Origin of the sequence: Latilactobacillus sp. (assembly GCF_033176295.1) — a bacterium.
GTDB classification, from domain to species: Bacteria; Bacillota; Bacilli; order Lactobacillales; family Lactobacillaceae; genus Latilactobacillus; species Latilactobacillus sakei.
Genome location: NZ_JAMQEX010000013.1, coordinates 1 through 18,168, shown reverse-complemented (window position 1 = coordinate 18,168; position 18,168 = coordinate 1). Strand labels below are relative to the sequence as shown.

19 protein-coding genes and 1 pseudogene are annotated in these 18,168 nt (G+C 40.5%); 15 read left to right on the top strand and 5 right to left on the bottom strand.

The window, feature by feature from the left end; genetic code table 11:
* Nucleotides 1-61: 61 nt before the first annotated feature.
* Nucleotides 62-583 (bottom strand): TetR/AcrR family transcriptional regulator, encoded by a 522-nt coding sequence (locus NDN60_RS07200; protein ID WP_056948674.1) that lies wholly within the window; start codon nt 581-583, stop codon nt 62-64.
* A 121-nt stretch (nt 584-704) separates the two neighbouring features.
* On the opposite strand from NDN60_RS07200, the gene NDN60_RS07195 reads away from it, so the two are divergent.
* Nucleotides 705-1,532 carry an SDR family NAD(P)-dependent oxidoreductase gene (locus NDN60_RS07195; protein WP_056948676.1) on the top strand — a complete coding sequence of 276 codons (828 nt, stop codon included), beginning with the start codon at nt 705-707 and terminating at the stop codon, nt 1,530-1,532.
* A 180-nt stretch (nt 1,533-1,712) separates the two neighbouring features.
* Complete coding sequence (locus NDN60_RS07190) at nt 1,713-2,474, top strand: hypothetical protein (protein WP_056948678.1); 762 nt, start codon at nt 1,713-1,715, stop codon at nt 2,472-2,474.
* A 77-nt stretch (nt 2,475-2,551) separates the two neighbouring features.
* On the opposite strand, the gene NDN60_RS07185 is transcribed toward NDN60_RS07190, so the two are convergent.
* Complete coding sequence (locus NDN60_RS07185) at nt 2,552-3,382, bottom strand: LysR family transcriptional regulator (protein WP_250790781.1); 831 nt, start codon at nt 3,380-3,382, stop codon at nt 2,552-2,554.
* A gap of 142 nt (nt 3,383-3,524) precedes the next feature.
* On the opposite strand from NDN60_RS07185, the gene NDN60_RS07180 reads away from it, so the two are divergent.
* The 7 genes from NDN60_RS07180 (at nt 3,525) to NDN60_RS07150 (ending at nt 8,906) form a co-directional block, all read left to right on the top strand.
* Entirely contained in the window at nt 3,525-4,391 is an 867-nt protein-coding gene (locus NDN60_RS07180) for an aldo/keto reductase (RefSeq protein WP_056948680.1), read from the top strand.
* Nucleotide 4,392: 1 nt separating this feature from the next.
* Nucleotides 4,393-4,731, top strand: a complete 339-nt coding sequence (locus NDN60_RS07175; RefSeq protein ID WP_250790780.1) for an NAD(P)H-binding protein — start codon at nt 4,393-4,395, stop codon at nt 4,729-4,731.
* A complete protein-coding gene (locus tag NDN60_RS07170; protein ID WP_231952388.1) occupies nt 4,694-5,014 on the top strand; it encodes an NAD(P)H-binding protein in 321 nt (106 codons plus the stop codon). Before NDN60_RS07175 ends, NDN60_RS07170 begins: the two co-directional genes overlap by 38 nt.
* Before the next feature lie 15 nt (nt 5,015-5,029).
* Nucleotides 5,030-5,248, top strand: a complete 219-nt coding sequence (locus tag NDN60_RS07165; protein WP_231953180.1) for a hypothetical protein — start codon at nt 5,030-5,032, stop codon at nt 5,246-5,248.
* Nucleotides 5,249-5,548, top strand: a complete 300-nt coding sequence (locus NDN60_RS07160; RefSeq protein ID WP_307725438.1) for a flavodoxin — start codon at nt 5,249-5,251, stop codon at nt 5,546-5,548. It abuts the gene before it with no gap.
* A 520-nt stretch (nt 5,549-6,068) separates the two neighbouring features.
* On the top strand, nt 6,069-7,100 hold the full coding sequence (locus NDN60_RS07155) for a hypothetical protein (RefSeq protein ID WP_146741552.1): 1,032 nt from the start codon (nt 6,069-6,071) through the stop codon (nt 7,098-7,100).
* A gap of 63 nt (nt 7,101-7,163) precedes the next feature.
* Entirely contained in the window at nt 7,164-8,906 is a 1,743-nt protein-coding gene (locus NDN60_RS07150; protein WP_056948684.1) for a WxL domain-containing protein, read from the top strand.
* A 74-nt stretch (nt 8,907-8,980) separates the two neighbouring features.
* Here the strand turns inward: NDN60_RS07150 and NDN60_RS07145 are convergent, their stop codons facing one another.
* Nucleotides 8,981-9,331 carry an ArsR/SmtB family transcription factor gene (locus tag NDN60_RS07145; protein ID WP_056948687.1) on the bottom strand — a complete coding sequence of 117 codons (351 nt, stop codon included), beginning with the start codon at nt 9,329-9,331 and terminating at the stop codon, nt 8,981-8,983.
* Nucleotides 9,332-9,398: 67 nt separating this feature from the next.
* On the opposite strand from NDN60_RS07145, the gene NDN60_RS07140 reads away from it, so the two are divergent.
* From NDN60_RS07140 to NDN60_RS07130, 3 genes are all read left to right on the top strand, one after another.
* Nucleotides 9,399-10,007: a cadmium resistance transporter gene (locus NDN60_RS07140; protein ID WP_099947601.1), complete on the top strand. Its 609-nt coding sequence runs from the start codon at nt 9,399-9,401 to the stop codon at nt 10,005-10,007.
* Nucleotides 10,008-10,127: 120 nt separating this feature from the next.
* A complete protein-coding gene (locus NDN60_RS07135) occupies nt 10,128-10,673 on the top strand; it encodes a cation:proton antiporter domain-containing protein (protein WP_250790779.1) in 546 nt (181 codons plus the stop codon).
* Nucleotides 10,631-11,650, top strand: coding sequence for a cation:proton antiporter domain-containing protein (locus NDN60_RS07130; protein WP_250790778.1), 1,020 nt, complete (start codon nt 10,631-10,633; stop codon nt 11,648-11,650). The genes NDN60_RS07135 and NDN60_RS07130 overlap by 43 nt, the downstream gene beginning before the upstream one ends.
* Nucleotides 11,651-11,720: 70 nt before the next feature.
* Here NDN60_RS07130 and NDN60_RS07125 read toward each other — a convergent pair whose 3' ends face one another.
* A complete protein-coding gene (locus tag NDN60_RS07125; RefSeq protein WP_155516323.1) occupies nt 11,721-11,882 on the bottom strand; it encodes a hypothetical protein in 162 nt (53 codons plus the stop codon).
* A 434-nt stretch (nt 11,883-12,316) separates the two neighbouring features.
* Between NDN60_RS07125 and NDN60_RS07120 the strand changes: the two genes are divergently transcribed.
* From NDN60_RS07120 to NDN60_RS07110, 3 genes are all read left to right on the top strand, one after another.
* On the top strand, nt 12,317-14,902 hold the full coding sequence (locus NDN60_RS07120) for an efflux RND transporter permease subunit (RefSeq protein WP_099947602.1): 2,586 nt from the start codon (nt 12,317-12,319) through the stop codon (nt 14,900-14,902).
* A gap of 280 nt (nt 14,903-15,182) precedes the next feature.
* Nucleotides 15,183-17,306 carry an AAA family ATPase gene (locus NDN60_RS07115; RefSeq protein WP_016264495.1) on the top strand — a complete coding sequence of 708 codons (2,124 nt, stop codon included), beginning with the start codon at nt 15,183-15,185 and terminating at the stop codon, nt 17,304-17,306.
* 34 nt (nt 17,307-17,340) lie between these two features.
* The gene (locus NDN60_RS07110) at nt 17,341-17,877 is read left to right on the top strand and encodes a DUF308 domain-containing protein (RefSeq protein WP_056948692.1); all 537 of its coding nucleotides are present in this window, start codon (nt 17,341-17,343) and stop codon (nt 17,875-17,877) included.
* 105 nt (nt 17,878-17,982) lie between these two features.
* On the opposite strand, the pseudogene NDN60_RS07105 reads toward NDN60_RS07110, so the two are convergent.
* Nucleotides 17,983-18,168 (bottom strand): annotated as a pseudogene (locus NDN60_RS07105) (IS30 family transposase); the annotation flags it as partial.

Genomic DNA, 18,168 nt, shown 5'->3' with positions numbered 1-18,168 from the left:
AGAACCAATTTAATCTGCAGCACTAGAAGTATTTTGTGAGGGGACATTACAGTTTGACCGGTCACAAGCTAATATTCTTATAGAGGAAAGCCGCAATCTGCTCATACGAGTCCTGTCGTCCATTGCTGATCCAATCAACAATGACGCTGGCGTAACCACTCGAATGGTAGGCAATGTAGTATTGCATTTCATGGCCATTGAATGGCAAAGATTGGTGTTTAGCAGTCATTAATGATTGCATGACTGCTGCAATATTTTCATGTAATAGTTTCTGCTGCTGAGCCCTCAACAGCATGTTGATGAACTCTGAATGTTGATTAATAAATTGAAGGTATCGGACAATCGCCGTTTCATAATCTTTTGTTTCTAGAGATTCATAAGAAGGTACTTCCGACATGATCTGCTGTAGATTGACGCTGAGCAAATCATACACATTCTTGTAATGACGATAGAATGTCATTCGAGAAACGCCAGCCACCTTCGCCAGTTCACTAACTGTGATGTCCATGAAATCTTTTTTTTGAAGTAGTCGTTGAAGGGCACCTAGTAAATACTCTTGTGTTTGTTTGGTCGCTGTAGACATTACAAAAACTCCTTATGTGTCACATCTAGGGTCTAGTTGGTTGTATTTGTTTAAAAGTCATTCTATACTCAACAACATAAATACAAGTTACAAGTGTAACGCACATAAGAGGAGAATATCAATGACAAATCAAAAAGTTGTGATTATTACAGGTGCATCTAATGGCATGGGCGCGGCGGCAACGAAAGTCTTTGCAGATCATGGATGGATTGTATATGGTGGTGCCCGCCGAGTTGGGAAAATTCCTACGGGTCAGGATATCCATGCACTTTCACTGGATGTCACCGATGATGAATCGATTAGGTCATTTGCTAAGACAGTACTGGAAGAGCAAAAGCGCATTGATGTTCTCATTAATAATGCTGGGTACGGAGAGAATGGCCCTGTAGAGGATACGCCAACTGAGCATATTCACCGCCAGTTTGAAACTAACTTTTTCGGCGCGGTTACATTGACCCAACTTATTTTGCCAAGGATGCGACAACAAAGGTTTGGCAGAATCGTTAATATTTCTTCCATTGGTGGTGATATCTATTCGCCGTTGGGTGCATATTACCACGCCACCAAGGCAGCATTACAACAATGGAGCGATACTCTGGATATTGAAGTTGAGCAATTTGGGATTCAGTCAGTCGTCGTTCAACCTGGTGGAACCCAATCATCTTGGGGATCAGTCGCGGTTGAGAATATCTATAAGAATTTGAAGAAAGATACTGCCTATAAGCCATTGGTGGCATATATGGCTGATGTGTTGCGTGATGATGCACCAGGAATGGGCGCGTCAGTAGAAGACTTGGCCAATCTCTTTTACAGAGCAGCTACCGATACAAAACCCAAGCGCCGTTATTTCAACAATTTTCACGACCGCTTAACGGTCATGATTGCGCGTTCGTTCCCAGGACGCTTCCGGAAGCAGGTATTAAAAGGTTTGAATCAAAATAAAAAGTGATTAGGACTAATTTAACGTTTAATATTCAGGCATGTGAAAAATAGATGTTATGGTGTTTTTGACCATAACGCTTTTTTGCTTCATAGAACTTCTCCCATCATTTAGATGTCACGACTGGATAATAAGCATTTTTATAAGTATGATGAGTCATATAGAGTAGATGGGAGTGACCCGTAAAAGATGAATCAGGAGGCTATCTATATTAATAATGAGCAAATCCCTCAAGAGGCCGTTCTATCGTGGGAATATAAGCGATTAAAAGTTAACTACAAAAGGCTGAAGCGGATTAGCACTGGCGCTATATCTAATGACTTTAATAAATGGCAAGCTGAAAGAAATATCGATAAAATGCGCGAAGCACTCTTAAGCATTAAGATGAACTTAGGCATGGCTGATTTGAAAAGCAAACTAAGCAATCAATATAAACTTGGCAATTTAATCTCGGTGATAGCTGTCAAACTTTCTTTTGGAAGACGAAAATTTAGTGAAGTCGATTTTTATATACCCAAAAGCGGCATCACCATTCAAGAAGTTGCTAGTCAGATTGATGATATCATGCTGATAAATACGCAAGCGCATTTTAAAATTAACTTAAATACGAATCCAGATCATTATGTTTTAAAAGGGATGAGTAACACGATTCAAGAGGTACTAGAATTTACTGGGGGGTCACCTTTGCTGACTAATTTTTATGCGCATTATGGTGATACTGAAGATTTGAAGTCTGTTCTTTCAAAAGGATATGAAGAACAGTTAGTCGGCACGGCAAGATTAGCGAATGGGTTTATTATTGGCGGTGTCCGACACCAACTTAAACAAGCGGAAAACGGCATAAGGTTTAAAGCCTTGGTCGAGTTTCCAGCAATGCTGCCCAACTTTATGATTAAACAACACGAGTTACACCTCGCTTGTGAGTTTGGCCGTTGGCTTGATGAAATATGATAAGTTGACCAATTTGTAAAACAAAGGGCTATCAAATTTAGAAAATAGGCCAACACCTAGAGCGTGTTGGTCTATTTTTATGGCCAATTTGCTCGTATTGTTTCTAGAATGGAGGCGATTTGGCGTTTATTATGGGTTAAATAGTTTGCGTAAATTGGCATCTTGGCCTGTTCATCACTAATTGGAACCGTAATTCTATCTAATTGATGTGGTGATAATTCGTTGAAGAAAGCATCCTTTTGTGAGAGGTTGGAAGTGAAAAATGGTAGGCTTGAGTGCTTAATAATCTCAATGAAGGCGGCGCGGTCGTCTTGATACATAAATTGCGCGTTGGGAATATCTTGTTTAATCATATCGCTCCAGGGGCCGATTGCGCGCATGACGACGAAACTCATGCCGCCTAAATCTTGAAAGCTAACGGTTGATTGGCTAGCAAACGTCGTGAATTGATCGAGATTAATTTGAAGCTGTTCTTGACCGAGGTATTGAGATTCGATGGTCGTATCAAGGATTTCTTGATCTGAAAAGATTAGGGCAACTTGGTCTGTCTTTAGTGCATTACTAATTTGATCCACCGCAATGAATTCTTTGGTGATTTGCACATCATCACGGTTAGGCACGAGGGTTAGCGGTCCGGGAATCGTTGCGCCAATTATCGTAAAGTGCTGACCGCGATCGAAATTTTGAATTTTAGTCAGCATCGTTTGACTAGTCGTCAAAAGTTGTTCAGCTTCTCGAGCGGCAAGCTCGCCTGTTGGTGTCAGTTTAATGCGATTAGCTTGACGGTCAAACAGCTGGACACCAAAATCCTCTTCCAACTTTTGCATGCCGCGTGTGACGGATGGCTGGGTGATGTTCAAAGCAGCAGCAGTTTTCGTGAGGGTGCCAGTCTTGGCGAAGGTCGTCAATTGTTCTAATAAATATTAATCTAACATTCGCTGTTCTCCTTAGTATACGTTTAATGTATACTAGCATGTTTTTTAAGTAATTTTCAAGTGAGCCACTGCGCACTATACTAAAGTCATCAATTAGAAAAAGAGGTTATCAACGATGGATATGGTGCAATTAAACAATGGCGTACAAATGCCACAATTAGGTTTTGGTGTTTTCCAAATGACGGATTTAGCAGAATGTGAACAAGCAGTGGTTGATGCAATTGCATCAGGGTACCGTTTGATTGATACAGCGGCAGCTTACCATAATGAAGCCGCAGTTGGCCGGGCCATTAAACGCAGCGGCGTGGCGCGCGAAGATTTATTCATTACCTCTAAACTCTGGGTATCAGATGCCAGTTATGAACGTGCTAAAAAAGGGATTGACCAATCACTCCAAAACATAGGGGTTGATTATTTAGACCTCTACTTACTTCACCAACCATTCGGCGATGTGATTGGGGCATGGCGGGCTCTAGAAGAAGCATACAAAGCCGGCAAGATTCGCGCAATCGGCGTTTCTAATTTCTATGCCGATCAACTTAAAAATTTAATTTTATCAACCAATGTCAAACCAGTGATTAACCAAATTGAAGTTAATCCTTGGTATCAAGAACATTCAGAAGTTGCTTTTGCACAAGCGGAAGAGATTCAAGTTGAAGCTTGGGCACCATTTGCAGAAGGCAAACACAATATCTTTACTGATGAACGAATTGCCGCAATTGGTAGTCGTTATGGTAAATCAAACGGACAAGTGATCTTAAGATGGTTACTTCAACGCGGCATTGTGGTGATTCCGAAGTCTGTGCACCAAAATCGGATGGCCGAAAATATCAATGTCTTTGATTTTGAATTAACCACAGCTGAAATGGCAACGATGAATGATTTGGACAAAGGCGAAAGCCAATTCTTCGATCACCGTGATCCAGCAGCAATCGAACAAATTTTTGGGACGAGCTTAGCGGCTTTAAAGGAGAATAAATAATATGACAAATGTATTAATTATTGGGGCCGGTGGTCAAATTCCAGCGATTTTAATTCCTCGTTTACAAGCAGAACCGACTTTAAAGCTCACACTTTTTGGGAGCGATGCCGCTAATTTACCTTATGACAATATCACGAAGGTTTCTGGCGATGCGAGTCAACTCGACGCTTTAATTAATGTGATGCAAAACCAAGATGCCATTTATATGAACTTTGATAATTTAGCGATTACCAAACTTGTCATCGAAGCAATGCACGAAACGGGTGTTAAACGAATTATCCAAGCAGGTGTTTTAAGTGTCTATGGCGAAGTCGGCAGAACCTTTTGCCACTTGGAATAGTAAAATGATGGGCGGTTCAGTGGCGCAACATCGCGGCAATGAAGCCCTTGAAGCAAGTGATCTCGACTACACTTATATGCGAATGACTTGGTTGTATGACGCTAAACGCACTGATTACGTGGCTAGTCCTAAAGGGGAACCATTCTTAGGCGCGCAAATCAGTCGTTACGCCATCGCTCAATTCGTTGTTGATAATTTGACTGGCAAACGCAATGATGTCCGCGCAAGTATAGGGTTATGGGAACCCGGTTCAGAAAATAAAGCCAAACCAGATTTTTATTAATCAGGAGGGTGTCAATTGAAACCATTAATCGTTTATTATTCACGCACTGGGAACACAAAGGCAGTTGCGAAATTGATTCACGCACAAGTCGGCGGTGATTTAGTGGCACTTGAAACACAGGAAAAGCGGCCCACGAATTATCGCGCGGAGGTTGATCTGAATGCATGTGAACAATTACAAAATCAATTACCACCATTAAAAACAAATATTCCGGATTTTGAACAGTATGACTGAATCTTTATCGGTGCCCCCACTTGGAATATGGCCCTGCCCCAAGCAGTGCTGACATTCCTAGCGACGTATGATTTCACCGACAAAACAATCATCCCGTTTAATACACACGGCGGTTATGGCGCCGGGCAAATGGTTGCACAGATTCAAGCTGCTGTCGGCGATGCGCTAGTCTTGCCAATCTTATCGGTTGCTGGTGGCCAAGAAATCAGCGGCCAGTTACTAGCAATTGAAGGTCCAACTAAAGCAGCCGTCGCTAAAGAAGTGACGACCTGGTTACAAAAAAGCGGTCTTTTGGCCTAAAAGAGGTTACTAATATAAGCGATTTTCCGCCGTTTTTTATTGATTTAGGAATTAAATCAGTCCAATTAAGGTCAGTTCATAAAGAACTGACCTATTTTTTTTGCCCAAATAGCCGATATTCACTGTGGCTTTAAATAATAAAGTAGGGATAATTTATTTAAAGACGTTTCTATCAAGGTATAAAGCAGTTTATAGGTTGTGTACAGTTTAATAGTGAGAAATCGACTTGCAATCATTGCCCAAGTAATATACTATTTACATATTGTTACCGTGATGTATTTTTCCTGATGTTAAATATTAACGGAATTGATAAAGGCTTGATAGATGTGCTTGGAGCAGTGCTATTTTTGCTGGAATGTTACAGTTTGAGTACCAATTAATTATTTAGATAACGGAGGGCTATTTTTGAAAAAAATTAGTAACCTGGTTAATGTTGATACTGATATTAATAAGTTCTGTAATTATTAATGAGAACGTTGTCAACGCAGTCCAAAGACAGGATAATTCATCAGAAATCAAGGTGCCAACAGATTCAAAAACAAGTAGTCACTCAGAACAATCAGTGAGTACCCAATCCAAATCTGAATCTAAGTCTGAATCTAAAACGACGTCATCTGAAAAGCATTCTTCTGAGAAGACAACACAGTCCTCAAGTAGTCATGAGGGTAAGTCTGTGATTCAGAATCAATCACGAGATACAATAATGCCGACAGCTACTATTGATGATGGCGTGACAGGTTGGCAACCGGCAAAGCAAACAACGATTGCAAGCATTGATATTGATAAAGCGGCTAATAAAAGCCTTAATTATACTTTTGGTAATAGTGATGGGACCTTAAAGTTTGATCAAGGAAATGGTGGGATAATAGCGAATAACATGCCGCCAAGAATGAACGTTTTCATTAAGGATAATGGCAAGATTGTCGAGTCTTCATTCAAATCAACATCTGGGATGGGGGGCTCGTATGACTATTCACTCTTAACCACCAGAAGTTCCACGGCACCAACGATTAAAACCACATCGACATCGGCACAGGGATCACTGACAGGTGTGCAATATTATCAAGCCAAAGACGCCAAAGGGCAGACAATTTTAAAAATGGTGGGGCAATATACAACCATAGTGGGGCGTGTCCCCAGTTTCACACTTGAGTATCTATTACGGCCGTCACTAGAAAAACCATCTGTTCAACAGGAACTATATATTTATAATGCGACATCGGCAGCAATTGATGGCGGGATCTTTTTTGCTAAAGATACTTCGTTAAATGGTAACGATGGCATACCAGTTTCTGCGCAAGGGAATAACGCTGGGATGTACATTGCCGATGGTAAATATAAACTATTCCTTAATATGGGTGTTGAGGATGGTCCAGCCAAATTTAACGCGATGAATTATCACCGAAATGGTGGATATAACTTATCTGATTATGCAATGAATGATTATTCGCCAGCCAACTTTGATGGTACGGGTATCGAAGTTAAAAATCTAAAAGAAGGGGCTACTGTTTATTCAGGAAGTGATTCTGCGTATAGCGCTAAGTGGAATTAGCAAACTTTTCAGCCAGATACCGTTTATCATTTTAGAAATGATTTAGGGATTGCGACTGCGGGCTTGGTTGTCCCAGAAGCGGCAGAGAACTATAAAAATAAAACGACAAGTGATCAAAAAAATCACGTTCAAGATAATATTACTATCGAAATGAAAGCGCATAATTTAGGCTATAGTAGTGAATGGAAAGATATTAACGTAACGTCAAAAATACCAGATGAACTGGATATTGATCCTAGTACAATTAAAGTAACTCTGAATAATGGCGATCAAGTAGCAATTGATGCTAGTAAGTATAACCAAACGACTAGAATGTTAACGGTTAGATTACTTAAAAATTTGTCCGAAAATGAGTGGTCATCGATCAGTTTCGATGCCAAAATTAATGGTAAAGCTTCTGGAAAAACAATTAATAGTAGCATGGTTGCTAAGACTGAAGGTGGGACTGGCAGTTTTGATACGGCTACGGCGAGCACGAAAATCCCAGTCGAAGTTGAACCTGTCGAAATTGAAAAGAAAGTTTTAAATGAAACTGAAAAAGAAACGACGTACCAAAAAGCGACGGTCGGGCATGTAAATGATGTTCTTGATTACCAAGTGAAGTTAACAGTCAGCAGTAACGGAGCTGATATGTCTAACGGTGTCTTGGCCGATGACCTAGCTAAGGAAGGGTTAGAATTAGTGCCGGGCTCTGTTAAATTGACATATAGCGATAAGACAGTTGAAACCCCAGCAGATGTTAAACAGATTAATTTGAAAAAAATGACACCTGGACAGAATGTAGTATTAACCTATAAGGCTAAAGTCAAAGAAGGTGTTGTGATAGGCACAGTGCTTAAAAATATTGTTTTATATTCTGGGGAACAAGCTAATCAGGGTGTTATGAACGGGCAAGCTGACGCGTCAGTAACGATTGAAAAGACGAAGAATAGTGACGTTCACTTTAGTTATATTGATCGTGAAACGGGGCAGCAGATTGCTAATGAAGTCGTTGCAACTGGGCCAATTAATGCCAAAATATCAGCATTAAAAGCAACTGATATTAGCGATGGGCAAGATCCTAATAAGATTCGGCCCGCCTACATTGAAGGTTATACGCCAGTTGATTTTACGACGGCAACTGATTTAAACGCTGCGGTCTATGCGGATATTAAAGATGTTGATCCAGTAATTGAAGAAAAATCGGTGACCTATACTTTTAGATATGAAAAAACGCGCTTAGCGATTACGGCGTTACCAAGTAAACTGAATTTTGGTAAATTCGACGATACGCAAAGTGAACGGACGTTTTATTTGCCGGCACAAATTGAGAAACCAGCTGATGAAAAAACACCATATGGCATTGAAATCTCTGATTATTGGGGCATTAAGGGCTGGACGTTGAGTGTTGCACAGGAACAACAATTTCATGGCAGTGCCACGATAGATTTAAAGGAACAAGTAGTTGAGCTGTCCGGCGCACAACTCCAGTTTAATAACGCAACATTGAGCACGCATACGGAAGGTAATAAGTCTGTTTCGAATTTGCAGGATAAAGTAGTAACTAAATCAAACTTTAACTTGGTACCCGGGGCTGAGCCGTTAGAATTAGTTGAATACGAACGAAAAGGCCAGTACCTTAATCAAGACGGCGACAATAAAGGCGGGGTCAGTTATGATATCCCTGGCTATTCAGTTCATAAATATCAATTTGGTGACGCAAGAACGGCTGATTATAGTATTGGCCTGCATGTCCCAGAAACGACTGAACGTTACCGTACAGAATACACATCAACATTGAAGTGGCATTTAACGGTTGCGCCATAAAGTAACGTATTGTAGGTTTAAAAGATCTGCTTAAGATTAAAAAAAGACTAGTCTCCTCTTGAGATTAGTCTTTTTTATTGACCATGTTGTTTTCCGCGAACGACGTGATCAGCGTGTTCTAGCACTTCACCGCTGATGTCTAAAATATGGGGATCATCTAGTTTATAATAGCTTAGTTTACCGTGTTTTGTGGCACTTACTAATTGATGATCACGCAGCATCGCTAGTTGGTGAGAAATGACAGATTGTTCAATCTGCAAGAGCTCGCCAAGTTCGCTAACGTTGCACTCGCGCTGTGCTAATATGTGCAACAGTTGGAGTCGGGTCGGATTACTGAGCAATTTTAAAATGCGTTTTGATTCTTCGAGGTTACGTTCAGGAATTAAATTAATGGTATTTAGCGGAATAGCTTCATTTTTTAACATGTCTTCTCCTTCATATGTTATTATCAACATGTGATATTAAATAAATTGCTTTAGAGGGGGAAATAAATTGCAAACTGCAATATTAACTGGCATTACAGCCTATATTTCGACGAGCATTGATTACTTAATTATTTTAATGGTTATTTTTGGTTCTGTAAATCGTAAGGAACGGTGGCTTGTTTATTGGGGGGATTTGCTAGGGACAAGTGTCTTAGTTGCTGCAAGCTTAGTGCTGGCATTCATCCTAGGTTTTGTACCACAAGAATGGGTATTAGGTTTATTAGGTATTATACCTGTTTTGATGGGCTTGCGGTTGTTAATCAGCGGAGAAAGTGACGATGATGAAGTCGTTGAGAGTCAGATGAAAAAACAGCGCAATATTATTATGAATGTCGCAATCATTACGATTGCAACGTGTGGCGCCGATAATATTGGGATTTACGTACCAATTTTTGCCCAATCAACGGCGCAAACATTGACGGTTATATTGATTACATTTTTCTTCATGTTGAGCCTTTTTTGCTATGTTGGCTACTTATTGATTAAAATTCCGAAGGTCGCTGAAATTCTGGAACGATATGGGATGTATATCACCGCCATTGTTTATATCGGCTTGGGATTATATATTATGTTTGAAAGTGGCACCGTCCAACACTTAGTTAAAATGTTAGGTTAATTTAGGAATAGGGATCGTGTGTTTTTCAGCCTGGATGCCTATTTTTTTATTTTAAATGGGGCTTAGTAGTATATACTGTAAATTATCGCAATACTTATTTTGAAAATGAAGGAGCGCTATATGGATCTGCTAATTTCGACATTAGCGATCGCGATTGCGGTCGCTTTTAGTAACATTATTGCTCGGTATACCAAACACATAGCTGGGACTTACATTAATTTATTGATGGGCGTTATTGTCGCGGTAATTCCCTGGACGAACCATTTAGTGCTGGGCTTTAATAATGAAGTCTTCATGATTTTAATTTTAGCACCACTATTATTTTTCGAAGGCCAGACAACGCCGCTATTAATGGTTGGCAAAAAAGTGAAAAGTATTATGGGGGTCGCAGTTATCCTCGCCGTGGTTTCGGCAATTGCAGCAACTGTTATCACGAGTCGTCTGTTGTTATTGAGTTTACCGGTCGCGTTAATTATTGTCGCCATTGCAACCCCAACCGATGCAACCGTCTTTGATGCCGTGGTTGAAGGGCGTAAAATCCCTCAACCAATCAGGAATATATTAAAAATGGAATCGTTGTTCAATGATGCAACGGGCATTATTTTATTACAAGCAGGAATCTTGTGGTTAACGACGGGCCATTTATCATTTTGGCCTTTATCGTGATGGCGTTTCGGCAGTATTTTGTGCGGTCGACAAGCAATGTGATTTCGTCACAGACCTTATTTTATTTATTAACGCCTTTTTTGATTTACTTTTTGGCAGAAAAGATCGAGGTTTCCGGCATTATCGCAGTTGTAACAGCGGGGCTGGTTCATAATAGCGAAGCCAATCGCAGCCGTTTTTCATCGCCACGGCAAATGCATTTGGGGATTCAATTGATTAATCTGATGACGGAAGTTTTAAACAGTGCGGTCTTTGTGATTTTCGGGATTAGTTTGGCAAGAATCCTAGTCAGTCACTCACAAATCTTATTTGGCTCACTTACTTGGTTGATCGTTGGTGTGGTTGTGTATGGGTTACTGTTAATCTGTCGCTATCTTTACGCACGTCTCTTTGTGAGTGACCGCCGGCGCAAAACGGCGTGGCTATTTTCATTAGGTGGTGTGCACGGGGCAGTGACACTGGCGATGACATTTTCGATTGCTAATCAAATTAGCCTGCAGTTATTTAATTTCATCATCGTTGTGGAAACTGTGGTTATTATTTTAAGTATGTTAGTGCCCACGATTTTATTTAAGTTCTTACTGTTGATTGATGGAGATGCGGAAATTCGCACGACAGAATTGGCACGAATCCGTCATGATATGGTGACAAAAGGGATTGAATCGCTTGAAGCAATGGCGTTATCCCCCGCTGTTAAGGCAATTGTCATTTATGATTTACGGGATCAAATTCGGAAAAATACATTAGGGTCGTTTTTTGAACAATGGCACGCTTTTACGGCCAATAAAGCGGGATTGACCAAGCTGCAAGGCGGCGAACAACGCCGCGCATTAATGCATGCTCTGGATGCTGAACGGGGCTACTTATTTCAGTTGGAAAAAAATCATTTAGCGAGTTCCGATGATATTGATGAAATTTACAGTGAACTTTTATTAGCAGAATCGCTCGTTTTAGACCCAAGAAATCAGATGTTGTAAAAACAGGGGTTTCTCATCAAGCGCATTAGATTCTTAAATAACCCTCGGCAGATTGCCGAGGGTTATTTTTTTAGAGATTCAGAATTTGTTGAATAAACCCTTTAACATCGGCGGCCTTGATCGTCGTTGTATTTGTCATCCAACCGGCAACGATGCCACTGATGGCGCGGTAAACTAACTCATTGTTGACCGGTGTTCGGTCAAGCAGGGTAATCTGAACGTTATTGGCCACTTTAAAAAATAATTGCTTGAATAAGAAATCGAATTCTTCCTTATAAACGCTAAAGTGAACGAAGAATGCGAGGTCTTGATCAAGTGTATTAATGACGAGCTCTAAGAGTTCAGCTGGATCGGTGATTGATTGGTAACTAGTGGGGAAGCGGGTCAGGGTGGTTGCTAGAATGGCATCGCCGAGACTCGGAAAGTGCCGGTAAAAGGTGGTTCGCGAAACGTGCGTTTGTTTAATGATGTGACTAACGGACGGACGCCCGGGTGTCGCTGAGCATGAGTGCGACGGTTGCTTCGATAATCTTTTGACGTGTTTGTTCCCCTTTTGTCATCTAATAACCTCCTAAAAACGGTACACATCTGTCATTTTGTGTCTTCCTTCCATTCTATCAGCTATTTATACTGAGTAGCATATTAAATTTAAGAGGAGGACTACTAATGACGAATCGTTTCTTTACTAAAATTAGTCAAATTATCCATAACAACCCAATCAAAGTCATCATTGCCGTCGTGCTTTTAACGATTGGCTTAGCATTCGGCTTACCCAATATTCAAATGAATATGGGTAATGAAGTATTCGTGGATACGAATTCGCAAGTTTACAAAGACACCAAAACCTATCAGGAAAACTTCGGTGGCGGTTCCGCGTATGTACTCATTTCCGGGGATCAGGATCAGATTGTGACCCACACCACGATGAAGAAAGTGGCGGCCCTAGAAAATAAAATTAACAAGGTCGATCATATCCGCAGTAGCACGAGTGTCGTTTCGCTACTCAATCAGGAATTCGAGAGCAACGCCGCTAGCACGATGGGCGGAAATGCCAAGGGCTCTGACAAGCTCCAAAAAGATTTAATGGCGAACTTAACAACGTCTCAAAAGACGGCGTTGCAGACTAAGTTACAGGCGAGTTTAACACCTGAGCAACAACAAATGGGGCAATACGGGCTCTCATTATTAACGTCACAACAAAAAATGGCTGCGGCACAAGCTGGCAATCAATCGCCAGCAACTTTGATGAAACAATTAGACAAAACGCAACAAGTAAAGGTTCAACAATATCTGTTCACGATTTTAAATCAAGACCAACAACAAATGATTCAAAAACAAATGTTGGCTGATTTGCCAAAAGTGGAACACATGTCAACGGCATTGCTACGTGATTTAATGCTTGATAGCAAGGGACATGTGCGTTCACAATTATCCGCATTATTACCTAAAAATGGACAGAACTTGTTAATCATGGCCAATATGGCAGCCAAAACAGATATGACAACTAATGTCCAAGTCGTTCATGATGTGTGGCACCATATTAAGCAAGCTGGTTTCCAATCAGACCTTAAAGTGCGCTTAGCTGAAAATCCAGTCATCATGGGTGGGATTCAACCGCTCGTTATGAAAACAATGGCGACGATGTTAGTTTTAGCTGTTATCATTATGGTTGTTGTTTTGTTCGTCGTCTTCCCAGTTCGTCGACGTCTATTATCACTATGTTATGTGTTACTAGGCTTAATTTGGACTTTCGGGATTATGGGTTGGTTACACATTGACTTAACCTCAGCGACGATGGCAACCTTACCAATCATTATTGGTTTAGGGATCGATTTCGGGGTTCAATTCCATAATCGCTACGAGGAAGAATTCCACAAATCAGCATCAGGTGAACAGGCGACAAAACGGGCAATTAAGACGATGGGCCCTGCGGTCGGGGTTGCTTTGATCGTGATGGTTTACAGCTTCTTAACGATGTTCCTATCAAAAGCACCAATGATGCAACAATTCGGGTTAACCTTAGCAATTGGGGTTGCCACAGCTTATGTTGTTGAATTCTTATTAATGTTCTCAAGCTTTGCCTTGTTAGATCGTAAGAGTAAAACAACTGCTAAGCCACAATCAGCACCTAAAACGTCAGGCTTAGCAAAAGCGTTACGGAAATACGCGCAATTCGTCATTAAACACGCTAAAATTTTAACGCTAGTCGGGATCATTTTAGCAGCAACAGGTTTTAGTGTTGAAGGACGAATTCCAATTGAAACGAACTTAACCAAGTTGATTCCACAAGATATGCAAGCACTAAAGGATACGAAGTACTTGCAAAAACAAGTGGGTTCAACCACCTATATGACTTATCTTGTTAAAGCAGATGACGTCCGCGATAAAGCGGTCTTGGCTAAAACAACACAGTTCGCCAATCGCGAGAATCATAAGTATCAAGACATCGTTGGTGTCACGACATTAGATAGTACTTACCGTCAAATGGGCGGCACACCAAAGCAACAAACACAAACTGAGATTAACGAAGGCATTAAAACAATTCCGGGGACTATCCGAGGGACGATGTTGAGTAAGAATAACCATTATACAATGGTTCAATTCAAAGTCGATAGATCCTTAACTACCGGACAACAACGGACATTAATGCACCATATTAATCGGGATCTCAAACACCATGCGACAACATTAGATGTGCACCCAGCCGGTGATAGCGTCATGATGCTCGTTGGGGTTGGCAACATGGTCGTCAACCATACGCTAATCATTCTAGCGGGCTTAGCGATTATTGCGGTCATTTTAATTGCTGTCTATCGCGATCTAAAAATGGCATTATTGCCAATTTTACCAATTGCAATTGTTCTAGGATTATCACCATTGACGCTCCATCTATTGGGCGAATCTTATAATCCATTAACGATTGCTTTGAGTTCCTTAGTGCTAGGTGTCGGCACAGAATTTACAATTTTAATTCTCGAACGGTTCAAGGAAGAGCAACAACTTGGTAAGTCCACTGAAGAGGCGATTATTGTTGCTGTTACAAACGTTGGCCAAGCGATCACCGCTTCAGGCTTAACTGTTATCGGGGGCTTTGCCGCATTGATCTTCACGAGCTTCCCAGTACTTAGCTCATTCGGGTTAATCACCGTCTTGGATACGTTATATTCACTGATTGCGGCCTTAACAATCTTACCAGCCATGATTGTCATATCGGATAAATGGTTTGGTGGTTCGAAAAATAAAGCTAAATAGTAATATTGAAAAAGACTAGTCCGTCATTGATGAGCTAGTCTTTTTTTGGACGCGATTTAACCGGTGTTGTGTGGGGGATTAATTCGAATGCTAGACTATTAACATCGTGAAAAAATGCACTACCTATCAATTTTGAATATAGTTAACCACTAAAACTTCGTGGCACTTTTCTTGCTAGAGTGTTAAAAGGTGTTATAATAGAACCATAAGCAAAATGATTAGGTTATTGATAAGATAACTAATGGTCATTTAATGTTTAAAATAATGGAGGTGCAGTTGTATGGCAAATATGTACGGAAATGACCCATTTTTTAATAATGATATGGATGATATCTTCAATCAAGTTTTTAGAAGAATGGGGAATTCAGAGTCAGCGCGATATGTGATTAACGGACGAGAATTATCACCGGATGAGTTTGCTCAGTATCGGGCAACTGGTAAATTACCTAATCGAGAAAAAGAAATTGAAATTAAGCAAAATGGTGAACATGCTCTTAAAAAAGGTGGCATTCTTGAAAAATTAGGTCGAAACTTAACCCAGGAAGCACGGGATGGTTTATTAGATCCTGTCATTGGCCGGTATAATGAAATCCAAGAAACAGCCGAAATATTAAGTCGCCGGACTAAAAATAATCCAATTCTAGTTGGTGATGCAGGTGTTGGGAAGACCGCGGTGGTTGAAGGATTAGCACAAGAAATTGTGGCTGGAAAAGTGCCTGAAACCATTAAAGATAAAGAAATCTACTCAATCGATTTGTCATCACTAGAAGCCGGGACACAATATCGGGGCTCGTTTGAAGAAAATATTAAAAATTTAATTAAAGAAGTAAAAGCAGCCGGGAACGTCATTCTCTTTTTCGATGAAATTCATCAGATTTTAGGGATAGGTTCAACCGGTGGCGAAGATGGCGGCAAAGGGTTAGCTGATATTATCAAGCCAGCTTTATCACGTGGTGAATTGACGGTCATCGGTGCGACAACGCAAGATGAATATCGCAATACTATTTTGAAAAATGCCGCGTTAGCAAGACGGTTCAACGATGTGCTGGTGAATGAACCTAGCGCAGCAGATACGGTTAAAATCTTGCAAGGGATTAAAGGTTTGTACGAAAAACACCATCACATTGAACTACCAGATGATGTTTTGAAAGCGGCTGTTGACTATTCTGTTCAATATATTCCACAACGGACGTTGCCAGATAAGGCAATCGATTTATTAGATATGACCGCCGCTCATTTAGCAGCTAAACGGCCAGAAACAGATAAAGCTAAATTGGCAGCTGAACTTAAACAGTTAGAAGCGGATAAAGCCGAAGCTGTCGAGGCGGAGAATTATCAAGCTGCTGAAGATTTAAAAGTAAGGATTGAGAAGATTAAGACGCAATTAGAAAATAATGATCAGCATGCGGCCGTAATGATTGCGACTGTTGATGATATTGCGCAATCTGTTGAAAGATTAACTGGGATTCCAGTTGCTAAAATGGGGAGCAATGATATTCAACGCTTGAAGAACTTAGGTCAACGGTTAAAAGACAAGGTCATTGGTCAAGATGAAGCTGTTGAAATGGTAGCACGCGCAATTCGCAGAAATCGGGCAGGTTTTTCTGAAGGTAACCAACCAATTGGCAGTTTCTTATTTGTTGGTCCAACTGGGGTCGGGAAAACTGAATTAGCAAAACAATTAGCCTTAGATATGTTTGGTAATAAAGAAGCGATTATCCGTTTGGATATGAGTGAATATGCTGACCGGACAGCCGTTTCTAAATTGATAGGGACGACAGCCGGCTATGTTGGCTATGACGATAATTCCAATACCTTAACCGAACGCGTTCGTCGTAACCCATATTCAATTGTCTTGTTTGATGAAATTGAAAAAGCTGATCCACAAGTTTTAACATTATTACTACAAGTGATGGACGATGGTCGCTTAACGGATGGTCAAGGGAACGTGATCGACTTTAAGAACACGGTGATTATCGCGACATCTAATGCCGGTTTTGGTAATGAAAAATTAACCATGAACGACCAAGAAGATGCTAAGTTATTAGATAAGTTAGCACCATACTTCAGACCAGAATTCTTAAACCGGTTTAACGGGATTGTTGAATTTACGCATTTAACGAAAGCTGACTTGTCACAAATTGTGGATTTAATGTTAACCAACGTTGAACAAACATTAGCTAAAAAAGAATTAACCTTAGTTGTTTCAAAAGAAGCTAAGGATTGGTTGATGGAAGAAGGCTACGATGAGGCAATGGGGGCTCGTCCATTAAGACGGGTTATTGAACAACAAATCAGAGATAAGGTCACTGATTTTTACCTCGATCATGCAGATGTCAAAGACTTAAAGGCAGATTTAGTTGATGATCAGATTGTCATTCAAGCGGTCGACTCTGAAAACTAAAGATTGAAAATTTTTTATGGAAGAAGTCCTCAAGGTGTTGTCAAAGAATATTTCGAATAAGTTACGCCAAGCAACTGGTGTGAATGGCTTATTGTCCTTAATATTAGGTCTATTAATCCTGTTTTTACCCGGGCAATCAGCCATGGGTGTCACGGTGATGGTGGGTGTCGTTTTTATCATTATCGGGCTGTTCGACATCCTTTCTATTTTTAAAGAAGTTGATGAAAATACATGGGTTCGACTAGGGCACTTGCTCTTAGGCCTTTTGTATCTCATTGTTGGAATCTTTGTATGCGTTAATTTAGCTGCTAGCGCAACCTACTTATTCCTACTAGTCGGGATTTTTGTAGGAATCACGTGGTTGGTAGAAGGCTTTGTGGAATTGGGAACAGTACAATTAGCAGTTTCTAAAGGTTGGACAATATTCTCTGCCGTTTTGAGTATTATTGCAGGGATTATTCTTCTGATGACACCGCTTTACGGCGCAGTCATGCTTTGGACGTTACTAGGCGCCATTTTGGTCGTCCTTGGTATCTTTAAAGTCGCGCATTACTTAGCTTGGCAAAAGTAATGGGTTAGTATTTAGTGTAATTAGTAAAAACAAAGTTGGGTTGTAGGAGTTTAGTAATTTACTAGACTTCTACAACCCATTTTTAATTTGTGGCAAATTACAAGTTTAATCCGAACAAGCTCGAAAACTTTCAATGGCCGTCTGTTGATGATGCATTTTTAATGGTCGTTGATTAATTAGTTCAAGTGCTGATAGGATCTCATCAGTCGTTACTTGGCTAAAATTGGTCTTTTTCGGGAAGAACCAGCGTAACCGTCTATTAAAATATTCATTGGAACCTCGCTCCCATGG

Coding starts and splice junctions, on each gene's coding strand:
- NDN60_RS07200 (WP_056948674.1), bottom strand. CDS start 583: ATGTCTACAGCGACCAAACAAACACAAGAGTATTTACTAGGTGCCCTT.
- NDN60_RS07195 (WP_056948676.1), top strand. CDS start 705: ATGACAAATCAAAAAGTTGTGATTATTACAGGTGCATCTAATGGCATG.
- NDN60_RS07190 (WP_056948678.1), top strand. CDS start 1,713: ATGAATCAGGAGGCTATCTATATTAATAATGAGCAAATCCCTCAAGAG.
- NDN60_RS07180 (WP_056948680.1), top strand. CDS start 3,525: ATGGATATGGTGCAATTAAACAATGGCGTACAAATGCCACAATTAGGT.
- NDN60_RS07175 (WP_250790780.1), top strand. CDS start 4,393: ATGACAAATGTATTAATTATTGGGGCCGGTGGTCAAATTCCAGCGATT.
- NDN60_RS07170 (WP_231952388.1), top strand. CDS start 4,694: ATGGCGAAGTCGGCAGAACCTTTTGCCACTTGGAATAGTAAAATGATG.
- NDN60_RS07145 (WP_056948687.1), bottom strand. CDS start 9,331: ATGTTAAAAAATGAAGCTATTCCGCTAAATACCATTAATTTAATTCCT.
- NDN60_RS07135 (WP_250790779.1), top strand. CDS start 10,128: ATGGATCTGCTAATTTCGACATTAGCGATCGCGATTGCGGTCGCTTTT.
- NDN60_RS07120 (WP_099947602.1), top strand. CDS start 12,317: ATGACGAATCGTTTCTTTACTAAAATTAGTCAAATTATCCATAACAAC.
- NDN60_RS07115 (WP_016264495.1), top strand. CDS start 15,183: ATGGCAAATATGTACGGAAATGACCCATTTTTTAATAATGATATGGAT.